Raw genomic sequence first — 23431 nt, forward strand, 5'->3', positions numbered from 1 at the left:
CTAAATATATTTATTCAAATTATTTCTTAACAAGACTGATAGCAAAACCTCCACCTTCAGCTAACTTTACATTTAATTTAGAGCCTTTACTCACCTCTATTTTTTCTATAGAAATAGCCAAAGGATTGTTATCCCAATGTGCATTTTCGCCATCTTTATAAATGATAACCTCATACGTTTGGTCCGCATCTAAAAAGTCGAAAACGACATCTATGCTTCTAGCATTTTCATCTGTGATACCTCCCACAAACCAATTGCCTGTTTCTCTTTCCTTTCTGGCAATAGTGACATAATCACCTACAACACCGTTTAATACTTTAGTCGTTTCCCAATCCACTCCAACATCTTTTATAAACTGAAAAGGTTCTGGGTTAGCCTCATAATGTTCTACCAAATCGGCAGCCATTTGCACCGGACTATAAATAACCACATACAAGGCTAATTGTTGAGCCAATGTGGTATTCACCTGGTTGTCTTTTTTAAACTCATCGAACTTAATATTGAAAATACCTGGAGTAAAATCTATTGGTCCAGACAACATTCTTGTAAATGCGACAATTGGTAAGTGCTCTGGTGGATTACCACCATCTGTTGCCCAAGCATTAAATTCTTGACCTCTTAAACCTTCACGCGAAATGGTATTTGGGTAGGTACGTCTTAAACCTGTCGCTTTAATCGGCTCGTGGGCATTGATGGCCACTTCATATTTAGCTGCTTTTATAACTGTATTGTTATAGTGATTCACCATATATTGCCCATGGTGATACTCTCCTTTTGGAAGAATCTTTCCAACATAACCCGTTTTAACGGTATGCATGCCATATTTCTGCATCAAAGCAAAAGCAGTGTCTTGTTGTTTTGTGTAGGTTTCTGTTGCCGCCGACGTTTCGTGATGCATAATAATATCCACCCCTTTTTCTTTTCCATAACGCACCACTTCATCAATATCGTAATCTGGATAGGTGGTTACAAAATCGAAAACACCTTCTCTGTCTTCAAAACCAATCCAATGTTCCCAACCTGTATTCCAACCTTCAACTAAAACGCCTCCTATGTTATTTTTAGCTGAAAAATCAATAAATCGTTTTACATTTTCGGTATTCGCTCCATGGGTTCCATTAGATTTACCACCATCTGTCCACGTACTCATATCTTGAGTCATCCCGTAATCCCAAGATGATTTACCTAAGTGCATTTCCCACCAAACCCCTGTGTATTTCATAGGTTTAAACCAAGAGACATCTCCAAGTTTATTAGGTTCATTCAAATTAACAATAAGATTAGACTCAATTAAATTTGGAGCATTATCTGTAATTTGAATCGTTCTCCATGGTGTGTTGAAAGGCATTGTTTTCTTCACTTTGTAATCCCTATTTTCTGAACCTACTAGATTACTTTTCAAGTCTAAATTTTCTGTATCTACTTTTAGAGTCATACCCGAATAATCGACTAATGCCGCCTCATGAAAACTTAAATGTGTGCCATCAGCTCCCACCATAGTAACTGGTGTATTTACCGCATTTTCTGGAATATAAGTTTGCGCTAAATTTTTGTGATTAGCAAACTGTAAAGCATCAACTTCCGATAATTTTGTGGTGTTATACAAGTGCTCATAAATATCCCAATCGCCAGGAATCCAAAAGGTATTGTAATCTTCTGTAAGGTTGAATTCGGTATGTTCTTCAGCGATAAAAACATCTCCTTTTAATCGTGCTTGCTCTGGGAACTCATATCTAAATCCAATACCGTCATCATAGACTTTAAAGACGATATTTAAAAAGCGCTCTGGACTTGTTTTTTCCTGAAGCTCAACCTTTAATTCGTTATAATGGTTAACCACATCTAACTGTTCTCCCCAAGGCATTTGCCATGTTTCGTTAAACGTTGAACTGCTTGTATTTTTAATTATGAAATTCTTATGAAAAGCAGGAGCATCTTTAAATTCAAAACCTAAATAAGAGGTATCAACAACGGTTTTATTGTTGAATTTAACGACGTAATATGGACGACCTTCTGTATTAACATCGAAATCAACTACTAGGTTTTTATTTGGTGATGCTACTTCAGTCTTTTGAGTATCTTCTGACTGACATGACCAAAAAACTAATGCAATTAAGAGTGTAATTAAAGGTGTTTTCATATTACGTTTTATTTAAATATTTATGATAGTTTGCAAGATATTTAAAATCTATTCTCGCTCTAACAATACCGTGTTAAACTTAGTGTTTATAGTGACTTTTCCATTTTCTACAGTTGCTGTTTCTCCAGAATAGGCATCACGTAGCATGACGCGTTCTTGAAATACCTTAGAGACATCTATCACTTTTTTATCTTTTTCGAGATCTAAACCAACAACAACGTTATCTTTAAAATCACCGTTTTGGTAACTTCTAGAAAAATAATAAGGAGCGTCTGAAATCATTTGGTGAGTTCCTGCACCAACAGCAGGATGCTTAGCTCTAAATTGCCCTAGTTTTTGCCAGTGTGTTAACACCTCTTTTGTTCGCTTATTATTGGCAATAGAATCCCAATTCATCATAGAACGTAAGGTTGCATCACCTTCTGTACCTGGAATTATAAGTGACCTTGAAGATTCATCTCCATAATAGACCTGAGAGGTTCCTGGCGACAACAATAGTTTATTAGCGGTTTCGAAAGGTTTCTTTCTTTGCGCATCAAATGGTTGACCATCATCGTGCGAACTTAAATAATTCACGGTTCCGAATCCTTTTAATTCATCATGTAAAATAGCATTATAATGTGTGAACAAATCTTCATAACCTTTGTCTTTTGAATTGTATTTGAACTCAAAATTTATCAAACTCTGAAAACTTGGTGGATTAAAATAATTCACTTTTCTGTCCCCAAAATTAAATTCCTGACCTGTACTTGCACCGTAATTATAGACTTCACCAAGCAAGTAAAAATTATTATCATCTAAAACTTTGTCAGGATTATTCTTTTTGTATTCGGCAAAAGCAAAATCACATTCCATTTTAAATTCCTGCCAAACATAGTCTTCTACATGTTTTACAGTATCTACTCTGTAACCATCGACTCCAAATTCTGTGATGTAATCCGTTAACCATTTCATGATGTAAAAACGTGGGGCTCTTGGATGACCTGTTCTTTCAAAAAACGCATCGAGTTCTTTTACTTCTTGTTCGTAGCGACCTTCTGCTTTCCACTTTTCTACTAATTGTGGTGGTAATTCTACATTGTCATTACTTTCTGTTCTTATATCTGGCAGATTAGCAACTAAGGTGCAACTCACTGTATTTTCATAATTATCGTAAGAACATTGTTTATCTGTTCTTACCCAATCTTCTGGCCAAACTGGGTCTTTTTCTGTTACTGGTCCTGTATGATTAATCACAGCATCTAATACAATTCTAATTCCTTTTGCATGTGCTTCTTTTACCAACGCGTGCAAATCCTCTTTGGTTCCAAAATTTGGATCCATACTTGTCCAATCTTTTGTCCAATAGCCATGAAAACCATAAGTGACTCCAGTGCCTTCATCTGTTCCACCATGAATTTGCTCAACAATCGGTGTCATCCAAATAGCATTGATTCCTAAATTGGTAAAATAGCCTTCTTTTATTTTTTGAGTGATGCCTTTAATATCGCCTCCTTTAAAACCTCTTAGCTTTGCGGTTTCTTTGGTTCTATCGAAATTGATATCGTTAGATGTATCTCCATTATTGAAACGATCCGTTAATAAAAAATAAATATTAGCAGCTTCCCAAATAAATGGAGTCTCTATAATTTCTGGCGTTTCCATTGCAGTTGTTTGGTTTTCGGTGTCCTTATTTTTGCAACTCAAAGTGATAAGAATTAGGGTAAATAAAAATAGTTTTTTCATCTTTTGTGCCCATGAAAATGGGTGACTTTTTATTAGACTTTTTTTAAACCTACAAGGTTTTTGAAACCTTGCAGGTTGGATAATTTAAAACCTGATAGGTCTAGACTTAGGTTTCTTTGGCGTAACTTTAATTAATCTTTAATATGAAAGATTCTAATGGCTTGATATCAATTCTCACTTTAGCTTTACCATTTTCAACATTTAAGGTTGAAGTATATTGATTATACAATTGGTCTTTTACGTCATAGTCTCCATCTTCTAGTTGTAATTTTTGAACTAAATCTGCTGGTAATTGCAATTCGAATCCATAAGTGTTTTCTGCATTAAAGTTTGAAATGATAATTAATTTTTCATCATCACTCCAACGCACAAACGACAAGACTTTATCATTATACCATTCCGTGTTTTGATGATTGTAATGTTGAATATCTTGATAGTCTCCCATTAAAGCCGAACTATTTATAGTGAAATTCAACAGTCGCTTATAAAAATCTCGAAGTTCTAATTCCTCTTTTGTAGATTGCCCACCATCAAACTTTTTATCGTTGACCCAACGCACATAACTAGGCACAGAACCATAATCGAAAATTGACGTTCTCGTTGGATCTCCAAAACCTAAATCTTCTGCGCCAGCATCACCAAATTCTTGTCCAAAATAAATCATCGTTGGTGCTGTAGAAGATGTTGCAGAAACAACCATTGCTGGTTTTCCTTTTTTTGCGCTTCCTGCAAAATCTGGACTCGCAATACGTTGCTCATCGTGATTTTCTAAGAAGTGAAGCATGTGGTGCTCAATATCTGATAAATCTTGTAAAATTGGAGGTATATTATCCGTACTGCCGTGACCTTGCATGACGTGTTTTATAGTATCGTATAATTGCACCTTGTCATAGAGGTAATCCATTTTTCCTCTCTTAATGTAATCTCTGTATAAACTCGGATTATAAACCTCAGCTAATAAAAACGCATCTGGATTTTTCATCTTTACATGCGAATTCATATAACTCCAAAACTCAACTGGCACCATCTCTGCCATATCATAACGGAAACCATCGACTCCTTTTGCTGTCCAATACAAAGCAATATCTTTAAATTTTATCCATGAACTTGGAACTGTTTTACCGTTCCAAAACTCGAAATGCTTTTTGTAATCTTCATTGTCGAAACCTTCTGGTAATTCGTTAAAATCTTTTCTCCCATCAGGACTTACTCCATAATTCACTTTTACAGTTTCGTACCAATCATTAACATCTGGTTGTGATGCTCGTGAACCGTTTCCTGTCCATTTTGCCGGAATTTCTTCAAACTTACTATCTGCTAATGGATGTTGTTCTCCACCTAAAGGTTGGTAACCGTGTTTCCACTCTGGGACTTTAAATTCTTCTCCAGGATTGTAATAAAAATTATTATTAACGTCGTAAGTCTTAGTTTTATCATCCTCTGCTCCAAAATCGGTTGTCCCTTCAGGATTGGTTAAACTTTGATAATTACGAGCCACGTGATTTGGAACGATATCAATAATAACCTTTAAACCTGCTTTGTGAGAACGCTCAATTAAGGCTTCAAATTCCTCTAATCGGTTGTCTACATTGACGGCTAAATCTGGATTTACATTATAATAATCCTTCACCGCATATGGTGAGCCTGCACGACCTTTTACTATATCTGGATCGTCATTTGAAATCCCGAATTCCGTATAATCGGTAATCACATCGTGATGCGGTACACCTGTATACCAAATATGTGTGACACCTAAATCTTTTATTTCATTTAGCGCTTTATCTGTGAAATCGTTGAATTTCCCAATGCCATTTTCTTCAAGTGTTCCCCACGGTTTATTAGTGGTATTCGTATTACCAAATAAACGTGTAAAGACTTGGTAAACGACTTCTTTTTTCTTCATTTCTGGTTTAATTTCTTCTGATTTAGGCAACTCTTTCACTTCGTTTTTACAACCTACAAGCACCGTAAAAACGAAAACAATTAAAATAAGATTTTTTATATGCATTGCATTATTTTTTTAATTTGATTTTTATCGTTTTCAATTTATTTATGGCAAACCATTTTATTGGTATTGTCAACATATTATTTTCTGAATTCCAATTAACGGATTCTTTATTATTGTTAACTGTAATACTTCTTGGCTTTTTAGCAACATTGTGAATCACTAGTTTAATAGATTTTAGATAATCAAAATCTACTTTTGACATCATCTCAAACTCAAAATTTAGAACGTTACGTTTTCCTTTTGCTCTATAATTGATAATCTCATATATTTCATTTAATTTATTGTTTCCTCGATCATTATAAAACTCACGATCGCTTTTAGTAATGGAAGCATCATGATAATAGTGTAATTCATAATTTACTGAATCATATTCATCTGTGCTTTGAACCACTTTGGTAAGCGGCACAAAACTTCCCCCTCTCACATAGGTCGGAATCGAATTTTCTTTGAGTTGAACCATTTTTGTTTGTCCACCTACAATTCTCTCATGAGTATAAAAATCGAACCACACATTATCCTTTGGAAAGTAAACCTCCTGTTCCGTGAGTCCCGCTTCTAAAACTGGAGATACCAAAATATCATTTCCCCATAAATAAGTTTTTGAGTAATTGAATAATTCAGGATTATCAGATTCTTCAAAAAACAATGGTCGCATTAAAGGTTTCCCAAATTGGTTGTTTTCATAAACTAAGTTATAATTATAAGGCAACAATTTGTAACGTAATTCAATGGCTTGCTTTGCTAAATCTTTTGCTTTCGTACTTCTAAAAACAGGTTCGCTAGGCACATCTTCTTGTGCATGTGGTCTAAAAATTGGATTAAACACTCCGTATTGCAACCATCGCGCATACAACTCATCATCTAAATTATCACCTGCAAATCCACCTAAGTCACTGTGCATATATGCCAAACCTTGCATTCCCATTTGAAGCGCAATTTCAGGTTGACTTTGTAATCCTCCCCAAGTTCGGTTCACATCGCCAGACCATGGAATCATGCCGTAACGTTGCGACCCAGAATAACCTGCTCGCATTAAAATAAATGGTCTTGTATTTGGAAAATCGCGTTTATAACCTTCGTGGATTAATCGCGCCCAATCGTGCCCATAGATATTATGAACTTCGTCTGCGCTACCTGTGTGATGCTGCACCCAATTGGGATGCACTTCGGGTTCTCCTAAATCTCCCCAGATACCTGCAACACCTTTATCGGCTAAGCCTTTATAGATGTTCCAAAACCATTTTTCGGCTTCGGGTTTGTAAATATCTATGAGCCCTGTGTTTCCAAAATAGAAATCGTATTTCGCAGGATTTCCTATAGAGTCTTTAGCCAACACATCTTTTTTAACAGCTTCATCCCATTTTTTAGACGTGGTTAAAACAAACGGTTCAGTAATCGTAATGGTTTTAACTCCTTTATTATTCAGACGTTTTACCATGCCTTCAAAATCAGGAAAGGAATCTCTAAACACTTCCAGATTTCCCATGGTGCCTTTTAAATCTTTTCCAAACCAATATAAATCGAGAATAATCGCATCAACAGGTATTTCTTCTTCCTTGAATTTATCGATGGTCATTTCTACTTCTTCCTGAGAATGATACCCAAAACGGCTTGAGAAATTCCCCAACGCCCAACGTGGTAACATGGGTTGCTTTCCAGTTAAGTCGGTATAATTATTAGTGATATCATACCAAGAATCTCCAACGATAACTTGATAGGTTTTTCTACCAGAAATGGTTTCATACTTCAACGTATTATCTCCTTTGCTATCTAAATCTAAAAAACCGATTGGTGCGTTATCAAAATGAATCATGTATTTCTTAGACGACAACACAATTGGTAAGGTGAAATTCATTAATTCACTATGCGTTTCGTAACCGTAATGTGCTTTATTGTATAATTGCAAACGGTGTCCACGACGATTCATTCCTAAAGCTCTTGCTCCGCCGCCATATAAAACTTCATCTTTAGTAAGATTGAATTCTATGGTTTCTAAGCTGTCGTTTTTTACGTAACCTGCTTTTTCGGAAGTGATGAGTTTGTCTTTGTAGTAGTAGGATATTTGGAATGGGGTTTTAGTAACCTTAATTTGAATGGTTTTTGATTCTATTACAATATCTTTTTCGTTCTCGGTTACTTTGAAAATTGAAAAATTCGGTTTTCCAACTACAGCGTGTGATTTTAACTGTAACGTTTCGCCAGTTGGTAAAAAACTAGTTTCAACTATTTCTGATGAATACGAGATAAATGTATAAATACCGTCGCTTACTTTAACAGATGGAACTCCCGTATTTGCCCACGAGAATGATTCAAATTTCCTTTCTGTGTTTTGGGCTGTTAGAGAAACTGTAAAAAATAGAAGTGCTAAATTTAAAATTAAGTGTTTCATTTTATAATTTTATACCTACAAAGTTTTTGAAACCTTGCAGGACTAGTATTGTTTGGATTTTTTAGACCTGCTAGGTTTTAAAAACCTGCAAGGTCTGATATCATGTATCATTAGGTTTTACTTACCCAACAAAAAAGTTAATGGTTCATCTAATCTCTTATTCCAAGAATTTTCAGAATGATCTGTCCCTTCAAAAAATAAGTTCTTAGCATCCAATTCTGTATAGCCTTTAGCTTTTAAAATATCGTCCACTCTTGAAGCGTATTGCGGGTAATGTGCATCTAAGGTTTTGTTACCATAATCGAAATAGAATTTATGACTTCCTGCTTGTGGTAAATTTTCTTCCATATACTTAAAAATCGCATCAGGATAAGGATTATTTACCATTGGCATTGCACCAACCCAATGTGTTGACAAACACGCTGCACCTCCAAAAATATCGGGATATTCACTCACAGCATACATAGACATTAAACCGCCCATGCTAGAACCTGCTACCAAGGTATTTTCTCTATCTGTAGCGACCGAATATGTTTTATCAATAGCAGGCTTTAATTCTTCGACTATAAATTTTAAATAATTATCTCCTGATAAATCGGTATTAAAATTATTTTTCTTCGCTAATGCCATCAAAGAATCTTTAACTTTAACATCCATATAATCTATAGCCTTTTCAGGAAACAGATCTTGCCAGCGGATTTTAGGAATATTATGAATCCCAACAACGATAAAATCTTTTACAGTGCCTTCCGACATTAATTTTGAAGCCCACTCATCTATTTTCCATTCTTGTTTATTCCAAGTGGTGATTGAATCGAATAAATTCTGACCATCGTGCATATACAAAACGGCGTATTTTTTATTTTCAACATAGCTTTCAGGTATCCAAACGTCTACTGCTCTTGATTGGATATATTTTGAAGGAAAACTATCAACACGATGAATTTCACCTTTAAAAAGTGTGGCATTTTTTAAATATTGAAAGTTAACATTTGGTGAATCTGCTACAACTTCGGGTGTCGTTATTTCTGTTGTTTTTGTATCATCTTTACACGACACAAAAACGAATAAACAAACTAGTATTATTAATAATCTTCTCATCCTAATTAGTTTTAGTGGTTAAAATTACACTTCCCTTTTGATTTAATTTTAGAGTTGTATTCCAAATTAGTGTTTCATCGGAAATGATATTTTTCAACGTTTTTTCTTTTAATTCTAATTCTTCAAATCGTTCTAAATCTATCTCTAGAGGTTCCTCATTTTTATTGATAATATGAACTATGGCTTCATTTTCTGTCATTCGTACTAAAACATAAACCCCATCTTGTGGTGCAAAATGTACCGTTTTACCATTGTGAATAGCGTCGCTTGTTTTTCTGAAATTCAATATTTTTTTGAGAAAAGACTGCATCTCTTTTTGAGCATCTGAAAGTCCTTCGCCTGTAAATGCATTAATGGCATCACCTTCCCATCCACCAGGAAAATCAGTTCTAATTAAACCATGATCTCCTGGGTTATCAAAATCATCCATTAAGATTTCTGTACCGTAATAAATTTGTGGAATTCTTGGCATCATTAATAAGTAACTTAAAGCCATTTTGGTTTTGGTAAGATCTCCATCGAACTCTGTATAAACACGACTCTTATCATGATTATCTAAAAATGCCATAATATCTTTTGGTGATGCATAAGCAAAATCATTAGCTAAACCTTCGTACATTTTTACGAGACCTTTGTCCCATGATTCCTCTTCGTTTAAGGCATCAACTATATTTTTCTGCATCGCAAAATCCATAGTCGATTTTAAGTTAGACTCGTATCCATCTTTATTCTTTTGGCCCTCTTGCCAATAGCCAATTAAAAGCGGGTTATAACTCCATTCTTCCCCAACAATTGAAAAATTAGGATATTCGTTCATAATTGCTCCTGCCCAATTCCTCATAAATTCTTTTTCGGAATACGGATAGGTATCTTGACGAATACCTCCTAAACCTAAAGTTTCTACCCACCAAATACTATTTTGAATTATGTAGTTTGCCACAAACGGATTACGCTGATTTAAATCTGGCATATCAGACACAAACCAACCATCTGCCATTTCCTGATGATCTTTTTTAGACGCATAAGGATCTTGGTTAGTAGTACGTCTGTGATTGGATGTTTTAGTCACTTTCCAATCCCAATTATCAATGTTTTCTTCGTATAATTCTTGGTAATTTATCCAATCTTTAAACGGTAAGTCTGTCATCCACCAATGCTGTAACCCACAATGATTCGCCACCTGATCCATGATGAGTTTCATATCTCGCGATCTTAAATCATCGGCTAATTTTCGATATTCTTCTATGGTTCCAAAACGTGGATCTACTTCGTAAAAATCCGTCATCGCATACCCATGATACGAGCCACTTGGCATATCGTTAGTTAAAACCGGACACGGCCAAACCGCTGTAAATCCTATATCGTCTATATAATCTAAATGTTCAGTAATCCCTTGAATGTCGCCTCCATGCCTAGCGTAATCATCCGCTCTATCAATTCCTTGTTGAAGTAATCCTTTTACCTCATCATTTTTAGGATTAGCGTTTGCAAATCGGTCTGGTGTAATTAAATAAATAGCATCAGAACTATCGAATCCGATATAATCTTCAGCTGGTTTTTCTCGTGATTTTAATTCATACGTTTGAACTCGTTCTGAATCATCTTCCAGTTTAAATCTAATATTGAATTGTCCTGCTTTTGCTGTTTTAGAAATTTTTAAATCTAAAAAGAGATAATTAGGACTATCCGCTTTATGAATTTTAGTTATAGAAACACCTTGATAAGAAATTTTAGGTGTTGCGTTTCCAATATTTGGATGCTTAACCAATAATTGGACACTTTGATTTTTAAAACCTATCCACCAGTTTGGAGGTTCAACTCGTTGAATGTCATTTCTAATTTCTGTGACAATTTCAGAAACAACCTTTTTTTCAGGCGTCTCCTCTTTACACGACAAAACACCAAAACATATAACTATTACTAAGATTTTGAGTACTTTCATATTATTGATATTTTGACATTCAGGTTATAGACCTAACTGGATTAAAATGGTTTCTAATTCATTTTATTATGCAAAAATACCTACAAGGTTTTGAAAACCTTGCAGGATATTAAAATTATGATTGTGCCAGTATCATTAGACCTTTTTAAACAAGGCCAGAAGATTTAAACCGTTACTAAATTATTAGGACTTATGGTTAGTTCTTTACCATTAACTAAAATTTGTAAATCGGTATCTCCTTCCAATTGAAATTGCGTTTCATTTTGGTTAACACTGACCTTGATGATTTGATTTCTAAAATTCACTTTAAAAGAATAAGCATCCCATTGGTTTGGAATTTTAGGTTCAAAAGACAAGGTGTCATTTTTAATACGCATACCACCAAAACCTTCAACAATACTCATCCAAGTACCAGCCATTGAGGTAATATGTAACCCTTCGTGTACTTCGTGATTATAGTCATCTAAATCTAATCGCGATGTTCTTAAATAGAATGTATAGGCCTGATCCATGCGATCTAACTTAGCTGCTTGAATACTATGCACGCAAGGAGATAATGAACTTTCGTGAACTGTAAAAGGTTCATAAAATTTGAAATGGCGTTCTAATTCTTCAGTTGAAAAATCGTCTTCAAAGAAATAGAATCCTTGAAGAATATCCGCTTGCTTAATATATGGTGAACGTAAGATCCTATCCCATGACCATTTTTGGTTAATTGGTCGTTGTGCTTGATCTAAATCTTCAACCGTAATTAGTTCTTTGTCTAAAAAGCCATCTTGTTGTAAAAACACATTATGTTCTTCTGAATATGGGAAATACATGTTGTCAGCTACTTTTTTCCAAAGCGCTAATTCTTCATGTGAAATATTCGTTTTCCCTGAAATTCTTTCAAAATCAACACTATGACCTTCTTTTACTTTTTCAATCGTTTCTAAAGTATAATCAATACACCATTTAGCAATATAGTTAGTGTACCAATTATTGTTAACGTTGTTTTCGTATTCGTTTGGTCCAGTAACACCCAAAATCATGTATTTATTCTTATGGGTAGAGAAGTTGGCTCTTTGATGCCAAAAACGTGAAATTCCGATAAGAACCTCAAGTCCCATTTCTGGAATGTAACTAAAATCTCCTGTATACCTATAATAGTTGAATATTGCAAAAGCAATGGCTCCGTTTCTGTGAATTTCTTCAAACGTAATTTCCCATTCGTTATGGCATTCTTCACCATTCATGGTTACCATAGGATACAACGCCGCTCCGTTTGAAAAGCCTAATTTTTCAGCATTTTCGATGGCTTTTTCAAGATGGTTATAACGGTATTTTAAAAGGTTTCGAGCAACCTCTTGATCTTTTGTTGCCATGTAAAATGGAATACAATAGGCCTCAGTATCCCAATAGGTACTTCCTCCGTATTTTTCGCCCGTAAATCCTTTTGGACCAATATTTAAAGTGGCATCTGTACCCGAATAGGTTTGGTTTAGATGAAAAATATTAAAACGAATACCTTGTTGTGCTTTAACATCACCATCAATTGTGATATCTGCCATATCCCAAATTTTAGCCCAAGCTTCTTTTTGGTTGTCTAATAACTTAGAAAAACCAGCGTCTGTAGCTTTGCTTAATATAGACTTTGCCGCTGCAACTAATTCATTTTTATCGTGATTACGATCTACCGTATAACCACCAAATTTATGAATGGTATACGTTTCATCTTTCTTAACATTATAAGTATAACTGAAAGACGCCAAATGAGCATCTGAAGCAAAATCTGGTTTATTAATTACAGATTTACCATCAATAAAAACTTGAGATTCCATAAACGTACAGGTATAGAAATCCGTTTTCATGGTTTTAGCCTGAATAAAGGCTTGATTATTCTCGTGACTCACATTTAAAGTATCCCAAAACTTATCATCCCAATTGGTATCTTCGTTTGTAATACCTGAATCTAAGTACGGTTGAAATGTAATTTCAACATCTGAATTCAATGGTTTTATATTGAAATTAATAGCGCCTATTTCGTCTAAATCTAAACTTAGAAATCGTGTGGTTTTCACTTCAACTTCAATATTATTTTGAAGCGTTGCTACGAAACTACGAAACAACCAACCTTCTTTCATATTTAATTCTCTACGAAAGTCTTTTACGTTTTTACATGCGAATAAATCGAGTTGCTCGTCATTAATAGTTACATTAATTCCTATCCAACTTGGCGCATTAATTACTTTAGCAAAGTATTCTGGATACCCATTTTTCCACCAGCCTACTCTGGTTTTATCTGGATAGTAAACGCCAGCAATATAGCTACCTTGAAAGGTTGGGCCTGAATATTTTTCTTCAAAATTGGCACGTTGTCCCATCGCACCATTACCGATACTGAACAAACTTTCTGATGCCTTTACCTGATTTGGGTCGAATCCTTCTTCTAAAATTGACCAGTTGTTTGGGATGATGTAATCTAGGTTCATTATAATATTATTTAAAAATCTCTAAATGAGACGTTTTACTTTTAATTAATTTTCGATTAGAGATTTTATAAAATCATCTGAGATTTCAGTAAAATCATTGAATACGTATGTGGCATGCCCTAAGACATCTTTACTCCCGATTCCTATTGAAATCATATTTGCCGCATTGGCAGCAGTAACACCTGCGACTGAATCTTCAAAAACGATACAATCTTCTGGCTTTATATTAATTTCCTTCGCTGCTATTAAAAACACCTCTGGATCTGGTTTTGCTTTTGTTACATCATTTCCATCTACAATAGCATCGAAACTAGATTTTAGGTGAACACGATCTAAAATTATTCTAGCATTTTTACTTGCAGAACCTAATGAAATAGGCTGATTTTTTTCTTTTAAAGTGTTAAGCACTCTTGGAACATCTGGTAGTATTTCATTCTCATCCATTTCTGCGATGTAACTTAAATACTCTTCGTTCTTTTTACTCATGAGTTCGTTAAACAAATCTTGCGAAATGGTTTTATTTCCCCAAGCCAAGATTTTTTCTAAAGAACGCACACGGCTTACACCTTTAAGTTGTTCGTTTTCTTCTTCTGTAAAATTTATATCTAAACCTTTAGCCAGTTGTTGCCATGCTAAAAAGTGATATTTTGCGGTATCTACAATGACACCATCTAAATCGAATATGAATCCTTTTTTGTTCATCTATTTATTTTTGAATAACGTCATCAACGTCTTTAACTTTTGATACTAATGCTGCTGCGATTAAAAAACTAACACCACTCATCATTAAAGCAAATATGGCTTGATTACCATATGCATATTTAACAAGAGGCCCACCAATTAAAGCGTTAATTATTTGAGGAATTACAATGAAAAAATTAAAAATTCCCATATAAACCCCCATCTTTTTTGGAGAAATTGAACCTGCTAAAATAGCGTAAGGCATTGCCAAAATACTTGCCCAAGCAATTCCTATACCAATCATAGAAACGATGAGCCAGTTTTCATCTGGCATAATATAAATTGAAAGTAATCCTAATCCACCAATGACTAATGATATCGCATGTGTACGTTTTCTTCCTATTTTCTTAGCGATATAAGGAAGTGCAAACGCATAAAACGCAGAAACTAGATTATAGACTCCAAAGAGAATACCAATCCAATCACCAGCATCCTGATACGTAGAACTGCTACTATCTGTGTAGGGCAAACCATAAATATGCTGTGCAATTGCTGGTGTTGCGAATACCCACATTCCAAAAAGACCGAACCAAGAAAAGAATTGCACCCAACTTAATTGACGCATTGTTGTTGGCATTTTTCTGAAATCATCGAAAATATCGAAAAGACTCGATTTTTCTTCATCATCTACCTGTTCCTTATCAGAACCTTCGTGTTGATCTTCAAAGCTATTTAATTCTTCTGGAGAATATTCTTTTGTAGTTACAACAGTTACTAAAATTGATATAATTAAAATAACGGCTCCAATAATAAATGATAAAATTAAATTTGTTGGAACAACACCTGCAACCGTTTCATTTGAAACGCCAAACCAATTGGTTAATGCATAAGGTAACCAAGATCCAATAACGGCCCCGAATCCTATTAAAGCGGTTTGAATACTAAAACCTGCCGTACGCTGATCGGTTCTTAAATTATCACCTACTAAAGCCCTAAAAGGCTCCATAGCAATATTAAAAGAGGCATCCATAATCATTAGCATTCCTGCTCCAACCCATAGCGCTGGTAAAAATGCAATGAACATGTCTGCTTGTGGCATAAGCACAAGACCAATTGACGATAGAATGGCACCTACTAAAAAATAAGGTTTTCTTCGTCCTAATTTACCCCAAGTTTTATCGCTATAATATCCAACAATTGGTTGAACGATTAGCCCCATTAAGGGTGCAATGATCCAAAACCATGATAGTTCGTGAACATCTGCTCCAAAAATTTGAAGAATTCTACTTGCGTTGGCATTTTGAAGGGCAAAACCCATCTGTATCCCCAGAAATCCGAAACTCATGTTCCAAATTTGCCAGAAATTTAATCTACGCTTTTCCATTAAAATAGTATAATTAGAGTTAATACTATTCTGACAAGCTTAGCTTATCAAAACTTATGTTGAGAAGTGAAAATATAAGTTTTGAATATGCCGCAAAGATATAAAAGATTTTAAAACGGCAATGATAAATTTTTATTTGGTAGATTCTCGCTCCACTAAATCGGTCGTAATAACGACAGTTTGAAACACCTCATCCGCACTATTAAATTCGCTTTCTAATTTATCTATTAATAGTTCTGCCGCTTTTTCTCCCATACGCTGTGCATGCTGACTCACCGTAGTAAGACTCGGTGTTGCGTGCTTTGATAACACACCATCTGTAAAACCAATAACTTGCACATCATTAGGCACATCTAAACCTAATTTCCGAGCGACTTTCATGGCCAATAACGCATATATTTCATTCACTGCAAAAACACCATCTAATTTTGAATTGGATTGAAATAATTGCTCTATTTCCTTTTCAAGTGCTTCTAAATGCGCTTCGTAATCCAAAGATTCATCAATTTTTAAAATTAACTCTGCCTTTGGTGGCATTTGGTGTTCTTCTAAAGCTTCAAGATAGCCTTGAGTCCTCAGTTTACCTACACTTACGTAATCTTTTGTAGTAATTAAAGCTATTGATTTACAGCCGTTTTCTATCAGCTTTTTAACTGCTTTCTTTGCTCCATTAAAATCATCAACTATAACTTTATCACATTTTATCTCTGACACCACACGATCAAACATTACAATAGGCATCCCTTGAGTCATCGTTTCATTAAAGTGATGATAATCTTGCAACTTTAAAGTTTCCTTAGACATCGATAAAATAAAACCATCAATGCTACCATTTGCAAGCATTTCCATGTTAATTACCTCTTTAGAAAACGACTCGTTAGATAAACCAATAATAACATTATAACCTCTTTTATTGGCTACAAGCTCAACCCCACTAATAACCTTTGAAAAGAAATGGTGCACAATCTCAGGTATTATAATCCCAATTGTATTTGTCCGTCTATTCTTAAGACTTAAGGCAATATTATTAGGCCTATAATTATACAGTTTAGCAAATGCCTGAACCTTCTGCTTGGTATCATCGCTAATTTCCGCACTATTACGCAACGCCTTAGACACCGTAGAGATAGAAACATCGAGTTCCCTAGCAATTTGTTTTAATGTTATTTTTCTTTTCATGTGTATATTTTAATTCTTTATTTTTATCACATCTTATTTCGACAAAAACCATTCTTTTAAGTCACAAAACATTTAATAGGCCTGATTCTTAAATAGAATTAAGAATAAACGAATATAAGTCAAATATTAAATTAAAGAATTTTTGACTTCGCAATTTTTCGATATCTTTAGTAAAAGATGCTCAGTTTTTCGCTAATCTACCATTAATATTAATATTTTAAGAAAAGTTCTTAACACGAAAACGTTTTCGTGACTTTCGTCATCTTTTTTAAGCATCAATTCACATTAAATTTACATAGATTTAACCCGAGAAGTGAAAATATAAACCAATTAAATAAGCAATTAACTTAAATACATTTTATGAAAACAGTTTTAAATGCTTTACTATTCTGTCTCATTATGCTGCCAGCAATATTGATGGCACAATCTACCGTAACTGGTACTGTTACAGATAAAGCAAACGCCATGCCTCTACCAGGCGTAAATGTTATTATTAAGGGTACTGCCAGAGGAACCGCAACGGATTTCGATGGTAAATATTCATTAGAAGTAAACCAAGGTGAAATTATTGTAATCTCTTATCTTGGTTACACAACACAAGAAATTGAGTTTACAGGCCAAGCTAGTATTGATATCGTTATAGAGGAGGATGCTTCTCAATTAGATGAGGTCATACTTGTTGGTTACGGCTCTGTAAAAAAGGATGATTTAACGGGAGCTGCAGACTTATTAAAGTCTGATGATTTCAATCAAGGTCCTCTTGTTTCTGCACAACAATTAATATCTGGTAAAATAGCTGGTGTGTCAGTTACTTCTGGAAGTGGATCTCCAGGTGATGGACAGAACATTATTATTAGAGGTAATGGGTCTTTATCATTATCTAGTAATCCATTAATCGTATTAGACGGTGTTCCATTAGATGGAGGCGGTGTAGGAGGTTCTAGAAACCCACTTAACCTCATTAATCCTAACGATATTGAAAGTATGACCGTATTGAAAGATGCGTCTGCTACTTCAATTTACGGATCTAGAGGAGCTAATGGTGTAATTATGATTACAACTAAAAAAGGTAAAGACACCGATTTTAGATTTAGCGCAACAACGTCTACAACTGTTCATACATCTATAGACAGAGTTGACGTATTAAGTGCTGATCAATTTAGAGACATCGTAAATAGTCATCCTAATGCGAATGCTGCGACTATTGCACTTTTAGGTAATTCTAATACGAATTGGCAAGATGAAATATATCAAACGGCGTTTGGGCAAGACCATTCTTTTAGTGCGCTAGGTAGTGCATTTGGAGTACCAATGAGAGTTTCACTTGGTCACTCAGACCATGATGGTAATTTAATTGGAGATAATTTCCAAAGAACTACAGCGTCTTTAAATTTATCACCAAAATTCTTTGATGATCATTTAAAATTAGATATTTCTGCTAGAGGAAACTATACCGAAAACACCTTTGCAGACAGAGGAGCAATTGGCAATGCTAATAGTTTTGATCCTACACAATCTGTTTATGACCCAAACTCACAGTTTGGAGGTTATTTTTCTTGGATTGATGCTTCAACTGGTCAACAACCTAACTTAGCAGGAACCAACCCTGTTGCCTTATTAAATTTAAGAGATGATAGTTCGGAGGTTAGACGTTATATCTTAAATGCAAAAGCAGATTATAAGTTACATTTCTTTCCAGATATTACTGCTACTATAAGTACTGGTATTGATAAATCTAATAGTAATGGTAGAACTTTAGTTTCTGATTTAATTCCAACTTCAGATTTAACATGGAATGGATCGAGAAATACCTATTCTAATATTTCTACAAATCAGTTATTTGATGCTTATTTTACCTATACAAAATCTATAAACGATGTGCATAATATTAATGCCGTTGCAGGATACTCGTACCAATCATTTGAATATGATAATTTTAGTTACGACAGTGAGGCTGAAGAAGACGGAAATGATTTTGAATTTATAGATAAATCTAAAAATGTACTCTTATCTTATTTTGGTCGTTTAAACTACGATTATGATGGAAAGTATTTAGTAACAGCTACTTTAAGAGCTGATGCTTCTTCTAAATTAAATCCAGATGACCGTTGGGGTTATTTCCCTTCTGTAGCATTAGCTTGGAATTTACACAATGAAGACTTTTTAAATGCTAGTAATAATGTAAATGAACTTAAGTTACGTGTTGGTTACGGTGAAGTTGGTAACGTTAATGGTTTAGGTGATTATTTATTTTTAACACGCTATACTGGTAGTCAGTCTACTGCGAATTATCAATTTGGAAATTCATTTTACCAAACGTACAGACCAGATCCTTTAAATGAAGATTTAAAATGGGAAATTGGTAACACCTTTAATATAGGTATAGATTACAGTTTGTTTAATAGAAGAGTTTCTGGTTCGGTTAACTTATACCAAAAACAAACTAAAGACTTAATCGCTTCGGCATCTGTAGATCCTTTTACAAATTTTGGATCTCAAATTGAAAAGAACATTGGAGACATGCAAAACCGAGGTGTAGAATTTACATTAAATCTAATACCTGTAAAAACAGAAGACTTTGAGTGGTCTATAAATTATAATATTTCACTTAATGAAAATGAAATCACTGATTTACCATTTGTACAAGAAACTGGTGGTATTAGTGCAGGAACAGGAAACAATGTACAATTACACACTGAAGGTGAAGCACCTTATAGCTTTTACGTCTTTCAACAAGTATATGATACTAGCGGAAATCCAATAGAAGGCGCGTTTGTTGATAGAAATGGAGACAACGTTATAAATGATGCTGACAAATACATCTATAAAAATCCTTATGCTGATATCTTAATGGGATTAAACACCAACTTAAGCTATAAACAATGGGATTTAGCTGTTGTTACTAGAGCCAATATAGGAAACTATGCGTACAATGATGTATCAGCGGGAAACTCTTATTTAGATGGTGTAATACCAACAACTAATAACTTTTTATCAAATTTACATTCAAGCTATTTAGATAATGGATTTGTAAATCAATCTAATGAAAACACGTTTTTAAGTAGTCATTATATTGAGGATGCTTCATTCTTTAAAATTGATAATATTACCTTAGGTTATACCTTAGATAATGCTATTAAAGATGTATCCTTAAGATTGTATGGTTCTGTACAGAATGTTGCAACCATAACAGACTATAAAGGCTTAGATCCAGAAATCACTGGTGGTATTGATAGTAATTTCTATCCAAGACCTAGATCATTTGTTTTTGGAGTAAATGTAGATTTTTAAAAAATAATTGAATTATGAAAAATAGAATGAAACAAATTATTTTTATTGTTACTATCTCGCTTTTTATGACGGCATGTCATGATGACTTAAATCAAGATCCAATTGATCCAGATAGTTTCACCGAACAAGATGTCTTTGTAGACATCACGGAGGCTAAAGGTGCTTTAGCTAAACTTTATGCTAGTTTAGCATTAACCGGACAACAAGGCCCTGCAGGTCAACCAGATATTTCTGGAATTGATGAAGGAGCCTCACAGTACACACGTATGCTATTCAACCTTAATGAATTAACTACAGACCACGCTGTGGTAGGTTGGGGAGATCCAGGATTACCAGATTTACATGGTTTATATTGGTCTGCCGGAAACGATTTTACCGGTGCTATGTATTTACGTTTAGCACAAGAGGTTTCGTTTACAAATGCTTTTATACAAAATGCCTCGGCTTTATCTGATGATGAAGCTCAAAGCTATATTGCTGAAGCGCGCTTTTTAAGAGCTTTTGCTTATTATAACTTAATTGACTTTTATGCGAATGTACCTTTAGTAACACAAATTACTACAGATTTACCTTCTCAAAGTTCTAGAACAGATTTATTTAATTATGTAGAGTCTGAATTATTAGAAATTCAAGATTTACTATCAGAATCTAATGAATATGGTCGTGTGGATAAGGTGGCAGCATGGGCATTATTGTCTAAGTTATATTTGAATGCTGAGGTTTGGACAGGAACCGCTCGTTATACTGATTGTGTTATTTACTCTGAGAATGTAATGAACTCATCATATGTTATTAATACAACAGATGCAAATGGTAATGGTTCAGCTTATGACGAATTATTTTTAGCAGATAACAACTCTAACGGAGCTCAAAACGAATTTATTTTTGCCTTAAATTTTGACGGCATTCAGTCTCAAACTTATGGAGGATCGACATTTATAGTTCATGCAGCAACAGGAGGTAGTATGGATCCATTAAGCTTAGGTGTTAATGGCGGCTGGGGAGGCTACAGAACAACAAAAGCGCTTGTAGAAAAATTTGATTACAACTTAGTCGTTCAAGAACTCTCAGATATTAATAATGCATTAGGAGCTATAACTGATTGGGGAATCGTTGGTGATGGGACTCCAAATGGTTGGGATGGTCCAGACACTGAAATGTTTGAAATAGCTACAAATAAATTTGCTTTATATACTGAGTTAACAGATGGATTTTTAAAATTCAGATTTAATGAAGATTGGGGAAACAATTATGGAGATACTGGAGCTGATGGAACTTTAGAAGCTGCAGGAGATAATATTCCTGTAACTGCAGGTGAATATTACATTACTTTTGACCTAGACAATTTAACGTACACTATTGAAGCTGTTAACTTTAACACATTACTAGAATCATATATAGAAGGTGACCACAGAGCGATGTTCTATACCGATGGTCAAAGCTTAGAAATAGAGAGCATTCCTCCTTTTGATCAAGGTTATGCGGTAACTAAGTTTAAAAACATTGACTCAAACGGTAATCAAGGAAATGATAGTAGTGGAGAATTTGTAGATACAGATATCCCTATTATTCGTTTGGCTGAAATCTATTTAAATTATGCAGAAGCTAACCTAAGAGGTGGTGGAGGTGATAATAACAGAGCAGTTTCAGCAATAAATGAGCTAAGAGCAAGAGCTTATGGTGATGCATCTGGAAATATTTCATCTTCAGATCTAGACTTAGGTTTTGTTTTAGATGAGCGTTCTCGTGAATTATATTGGGAAGGTCAAAGACGTACTGATTTAATTCGTTTTAATTCATTTACAACAAATGCTTACTTATGGCCTTTTAAAGGAAACCAAGCCAATGGAGCTTCAGTTAGTTCATTTAGAAATATATTTCCAATTCCATCAAACACCATATCAACTAACCCTAATTTAATTCAAAATGACGGATATTAATAAAACATTCAAAACAATGAAAACTATAAAATTTATAGCGCTATTACTTATCACTGCAATTAGCTTTAATGCATGTGATACTGACGACAGTTTAACATATATTGCGCAACCTAATGGTGAATTAGTTTTTACAAATTCATTTCAATCAGAATATCTTTTAATACCTTCTATTTCAGCAAATCTAGGAGAACGTTTTACATGGGGTGATGCTGATTTTGATATAGAAACAAACATTAATTACGAATTACAAAAATCGATAATTGGTGATTTTAGCGATATGGAGATCGTAGGAACGACTAACGAAAATTCCTATGCTGTTACTATTGGTAATTTATTAGATTACGCAGAAGAAGCTGGTTTAGATGCTGACCCAAATACAGAAGATATGCCAGATGCTGGTAGTGTATATTTTAGAGTAAGAGCTACTGTAGGAACAGATGCTACTTTAGAAATAATTTCTGAAACTGAAGCATTAAACTTAAGACTTCTTGGTGGTGACATTGTCGTTGAAGAAACTTTCAAAAATTTATTTTTAATTGGTGACGCTACTGCAGCAGGATGGGATAATTTAAATAACAACACCCCTTTAGTTAGACACCCTGATAATGAAAACATCTATAGTTATACAGGTTATTTTTCACCAGATGCTACCAATCCTGAAGGTTTTAAATTAATTGAAGTATTAGGACAATGGCAACCACAATGGGGAGCTGGTGCAAACACAGGAGAAGCAGCTGTAAATGATGGTAGTACAGACGACCCATCAGCATTTGTAATCTCTGCAGATGGTTATTATGCATTTAATTTAAACATTGATGAAATGACCTATACGTTAGAAACTTATGATGCTTCAGCAGCTGCAACATATGCTACTATTGGTATCATTGGAGATTCAACTGCAGGAGGTTGGGATGCAGACACTGATATGACGCAAACAACGTTCGATCCACATATTTGGAATATGAATGGTGTAGAATTAGGTGATGGTTTCCTAAAATTCAGAGCAGATGATGCATGGGATATTAGTTGGGGTAGTGCAAACGCTATAAGTGGTTTTGGAGACCTAGGAGGAGCAGATATACCTGTTACGGCTGGAACTTATAACATTTGGTTTAATGACCTAGATGGTAGCTACATTTTAATAGCTGTAGAATAATAAACATATTTAAAAAAAAGGCTA

General features: G+C 34.5%; 13 protein-coding genes. 3 read left to right on the top strand and 10 right to left on the bottom strand.

Annotated elements, in window-relative coordinates:
- Positions 1-19 precede the first annotated feature (19 nt).
- The 10 genes from DFQ09_RS02340 to DFQ09_RS02385 form a co-directional block, all read right to left on the bottom strand.
- On the bottom strand, positions 20-2140 hold the full coding sequence (locus DFQ09_RS02340; protein WP_115807977.1) for a glycoside hydrolase family 97 protein: 2121 nt from the start codon (positions 2138-2140) through the stop codon (positions 20-22).
- A 48-nt stretch (positions 2141-2188) separates the two neighbouring features.
- Positions 2189-3865, bottom strand: a complete 1677-nt coding sequence (locus DFQ09_RS02345; protein WP_115807978.1) for an alpha-amylase family glycosyl hydrolase — start codon at positions 3863-3865, stop codon at positions 2189-2191.
- Positions 3866-3992: 127 nt separating this feature from the next.
- Entirely contained in the window at positions 3993-5873 is a 1881-nt protein-coding gene (locus tag DFQ09_RS02350; RefSeq protein ID WP_115807979.1) for an alpha-amylase family glycosyl hydrolase, read from the bottom strand.
- 4 nt (positions 5874-5877) lie between these two features.
- On the bottom strand, positions 5878-8262 hold the full coding sequence (locus tag DFQ09_RS02355) for a TIM-barrel domain-containing protein (protein WP_115807980.1): 2385 nt from the start codon (positions 8260-8262) through the stop codon (positions 5878-5880).
- Positions 8263-8379: 117 nt separating this feature from the next.
- Positions 8380-9363, bottom strand: coding sequence for an alpha/beta hydrolase (locus DFQ09_RS02360; RefSeq protein ID WP_115807981.1), 984 nt, complete (start codon positions 9361-9363; stop codon positions 8380-8382).
- 1 nt (position 9364) lies between these two features.
- On the bottom strand, positions 9365-11305 hold the full coding sequence (locus DFQ09_RS02365) for a glycoside hydrolase family 13 protein (RefSeq protein ID WP_115807982.1): 1941 nt from the start codon (positions 11303-11305) through the stop codon (positions 9365-9367).
- Between the two features lie 164 nt (positions 11306-11469).
- Entirely contained in the window at positions 11470-13776 is a 2307-nt protein-coding gene (locus DFQ09_RS02370; protein ID WP_115807983.1) for a glycoside hydrolase family 65 protein, read from the bottom strand.
- 45 nt (positions 13777-13821) lie between these two features.
- Positions 13822-14478 (bottom strand): beta-phosphoglucomutase, encoded by a 657-nt coding sequence (gene pgmB, locus DFQ09_RS02375; RefSeq protein WP_115807984.1) that lies wholly within the window; start codon positions 14476-14478, stop codon positions 13822-13824.
- A 4-nt stretch (positions 14479-14482) separates the two neighbouring features.
- Positions 14483-15841, bottom strand: coding sequence for an MFS transporter (locus tag DFQ09_RS02380; protein ID WP_115807985.1), 1359 nt, complete (start codon positions 15839-15841; stop codon positions 14483-14485).
- 132 nt (positions 15842-15973) lie between these two features.
- Positions 15974-17020, bottom strand: a complete 1047-nt coding sequence (locus tag DFQ09_RS02385; RefSeq protein WP_115807986.1) for a LacI family DNA-binding transcriptional regulator — start codon at positions 17018-17020, stop codon at positions 15974-15976.
- 360 nt (positions 17021-17380) lie between these two features.
- Between DFQ09_RS02385 and DFQ09_RS02390 the strand changes: the two genes are divergently transcribed.
- Genes DFQ09_RS02390 through DFQ09_RS02400 form a run of 3 tightly spaced genes read left to right on the top strand, consistent with a single transcriptional unit; the run spans position 17381 to position 23407 of the window.
- Complete coding sequence (locus tag DFQ09_RS02390; RefSeq protein WP_115807987.1) at positions 17381-20311, top strand: SusC/RagA family TonB-linked outer membrane protein; 2931 nt, start codon at positions 17381-17383, stop codon at positions 20309-20311.
- 14 nt (positions 20312-20325) lie between these two features.
- Positions 20326-22251: a RagB/SusD family nutrient uptake outer membrane protein gene (locus tag DFQ09_RS02395; RefSeq protein ID WP_115807988.1), complete on the top strand. Its 1926-nt coding sequence runs from the start codon at positions 20326-20328 to the stop codon at positions 22249-22251.
- Positions 22252-22267: 16 nt separating this feature from the next.
- Entirely contained in the window at positions 22268-23407 is a 1140-nt protein-coding gene (locus tag DFQ09_RS02400; RefSeq protein ID WP_181897130.1) for a SusF/SusE family outer membrane protein, read from the top strand.
- Positions 23408-23431 lie beyond the last annotated feature (24 nt).

This window comes from Winogradskyella pacifica (assembly GCF_003386275.1).
In the GTDB taxonomy this organism is placed as follows: domain Bacteria; phylum Bacteroidota; class Bacteroidia; order Flavobacteriales; family Flavobacteriaceae; genus Winogradskyella; species Winogradskyella pacifica.

Bases quoted from the DNA above. Each gene is read 5' to 3' on its own strand.
- DFQ09_RS02350 (WP_115807979.1), bottom strand. From the start codon at position 5,873: ATGCATATAAAAAATCTTATTTTAATTGTTTTCGTTTTTACGGTGCTT.
- DFQ09_RS02345 (WP_115807978.1), bottom strand. From the start codon at position 3,865: ATGAAAAAACTATTTTTATTTACCCTAATTCTTATCACTTTGAGTTGC.
- DFQ09_RS02395 (WP_115807988.1), top strand. From the start codon at position 20,326: ATGAAAAATAGAATGAAACAAATTATTTTTATTGTTACTATCTCGCTT.
- DFQ09_RS02355 (WP_115807980.1), bottom strand. From the start codon at position 8,262: ATGAAACACTTAATTTTAAATTTAGCACTTCTATTTTTTACAGTTTCT.
- DFQ09_RS02365 (WP_115807982.1), bottom strand. From the start codon at position 11,305: ATGAAAGTACTCAAAATCTTAGTAATAGTTATATGTTTTGGTGTTTTG.
- DFQ09_RS02360 (WP_115807981.1), bottom strand. From the start codon at position 9,363: ATGAGAAGATTATTAATAATACTAGTTTGTTTATTCGTTTTTGTGTCG.
- DFQ09_RS02390 (WP_115807987.1), top strand. From the start codon at position 17,381: ATGAAAACAGTTTTAAATGCTTTACTATTCTGTCTCATTATGCTGCCA.
- DFQ09_RS02370 (WP_115807983.1), bottom strand. From the start codon at position 13,776: ATGAACCTAGATTACATCATCCCAAACAACTGGTCAATTTTAGAAGAA.
- DFQ09_RS02340 (WP_115807977.1), bottom strand. From the start codon at position 2,140: ATGAAAACACCTTTAATTACACTCTTAATTGCATTAGTTTTTTGGTCA.
- DFQ09_RS02400 (WP_181897130.1), top strand. From the start codon at position 22,268: ATGAAAACTATAAAATTTATAGCGCTATTACTTATCACTGCAATTAGC.
- pgmB (WP_115807984.1), bottom strand. From the start codon at position 14,478: ATGAACAAAAAAGGATTCATATTCGATTTAGATGGTGTCATTGTAGAT.
- DFQ09_RS02385 (WP_115807986.1), bottom strand. From the start codon at position 17,020: ATGAAAAGAAAAATAACATTAAAACAAATTGCTAGGGAACTCGATGTT.
- DFQ09_RS02380 (WP_115807985.1), bottom strand. From the start codon at position 15,841: ATGGAAAAGCGTAGATTAAATTTCTGGCAAATTTGGAACATGAGTTTC.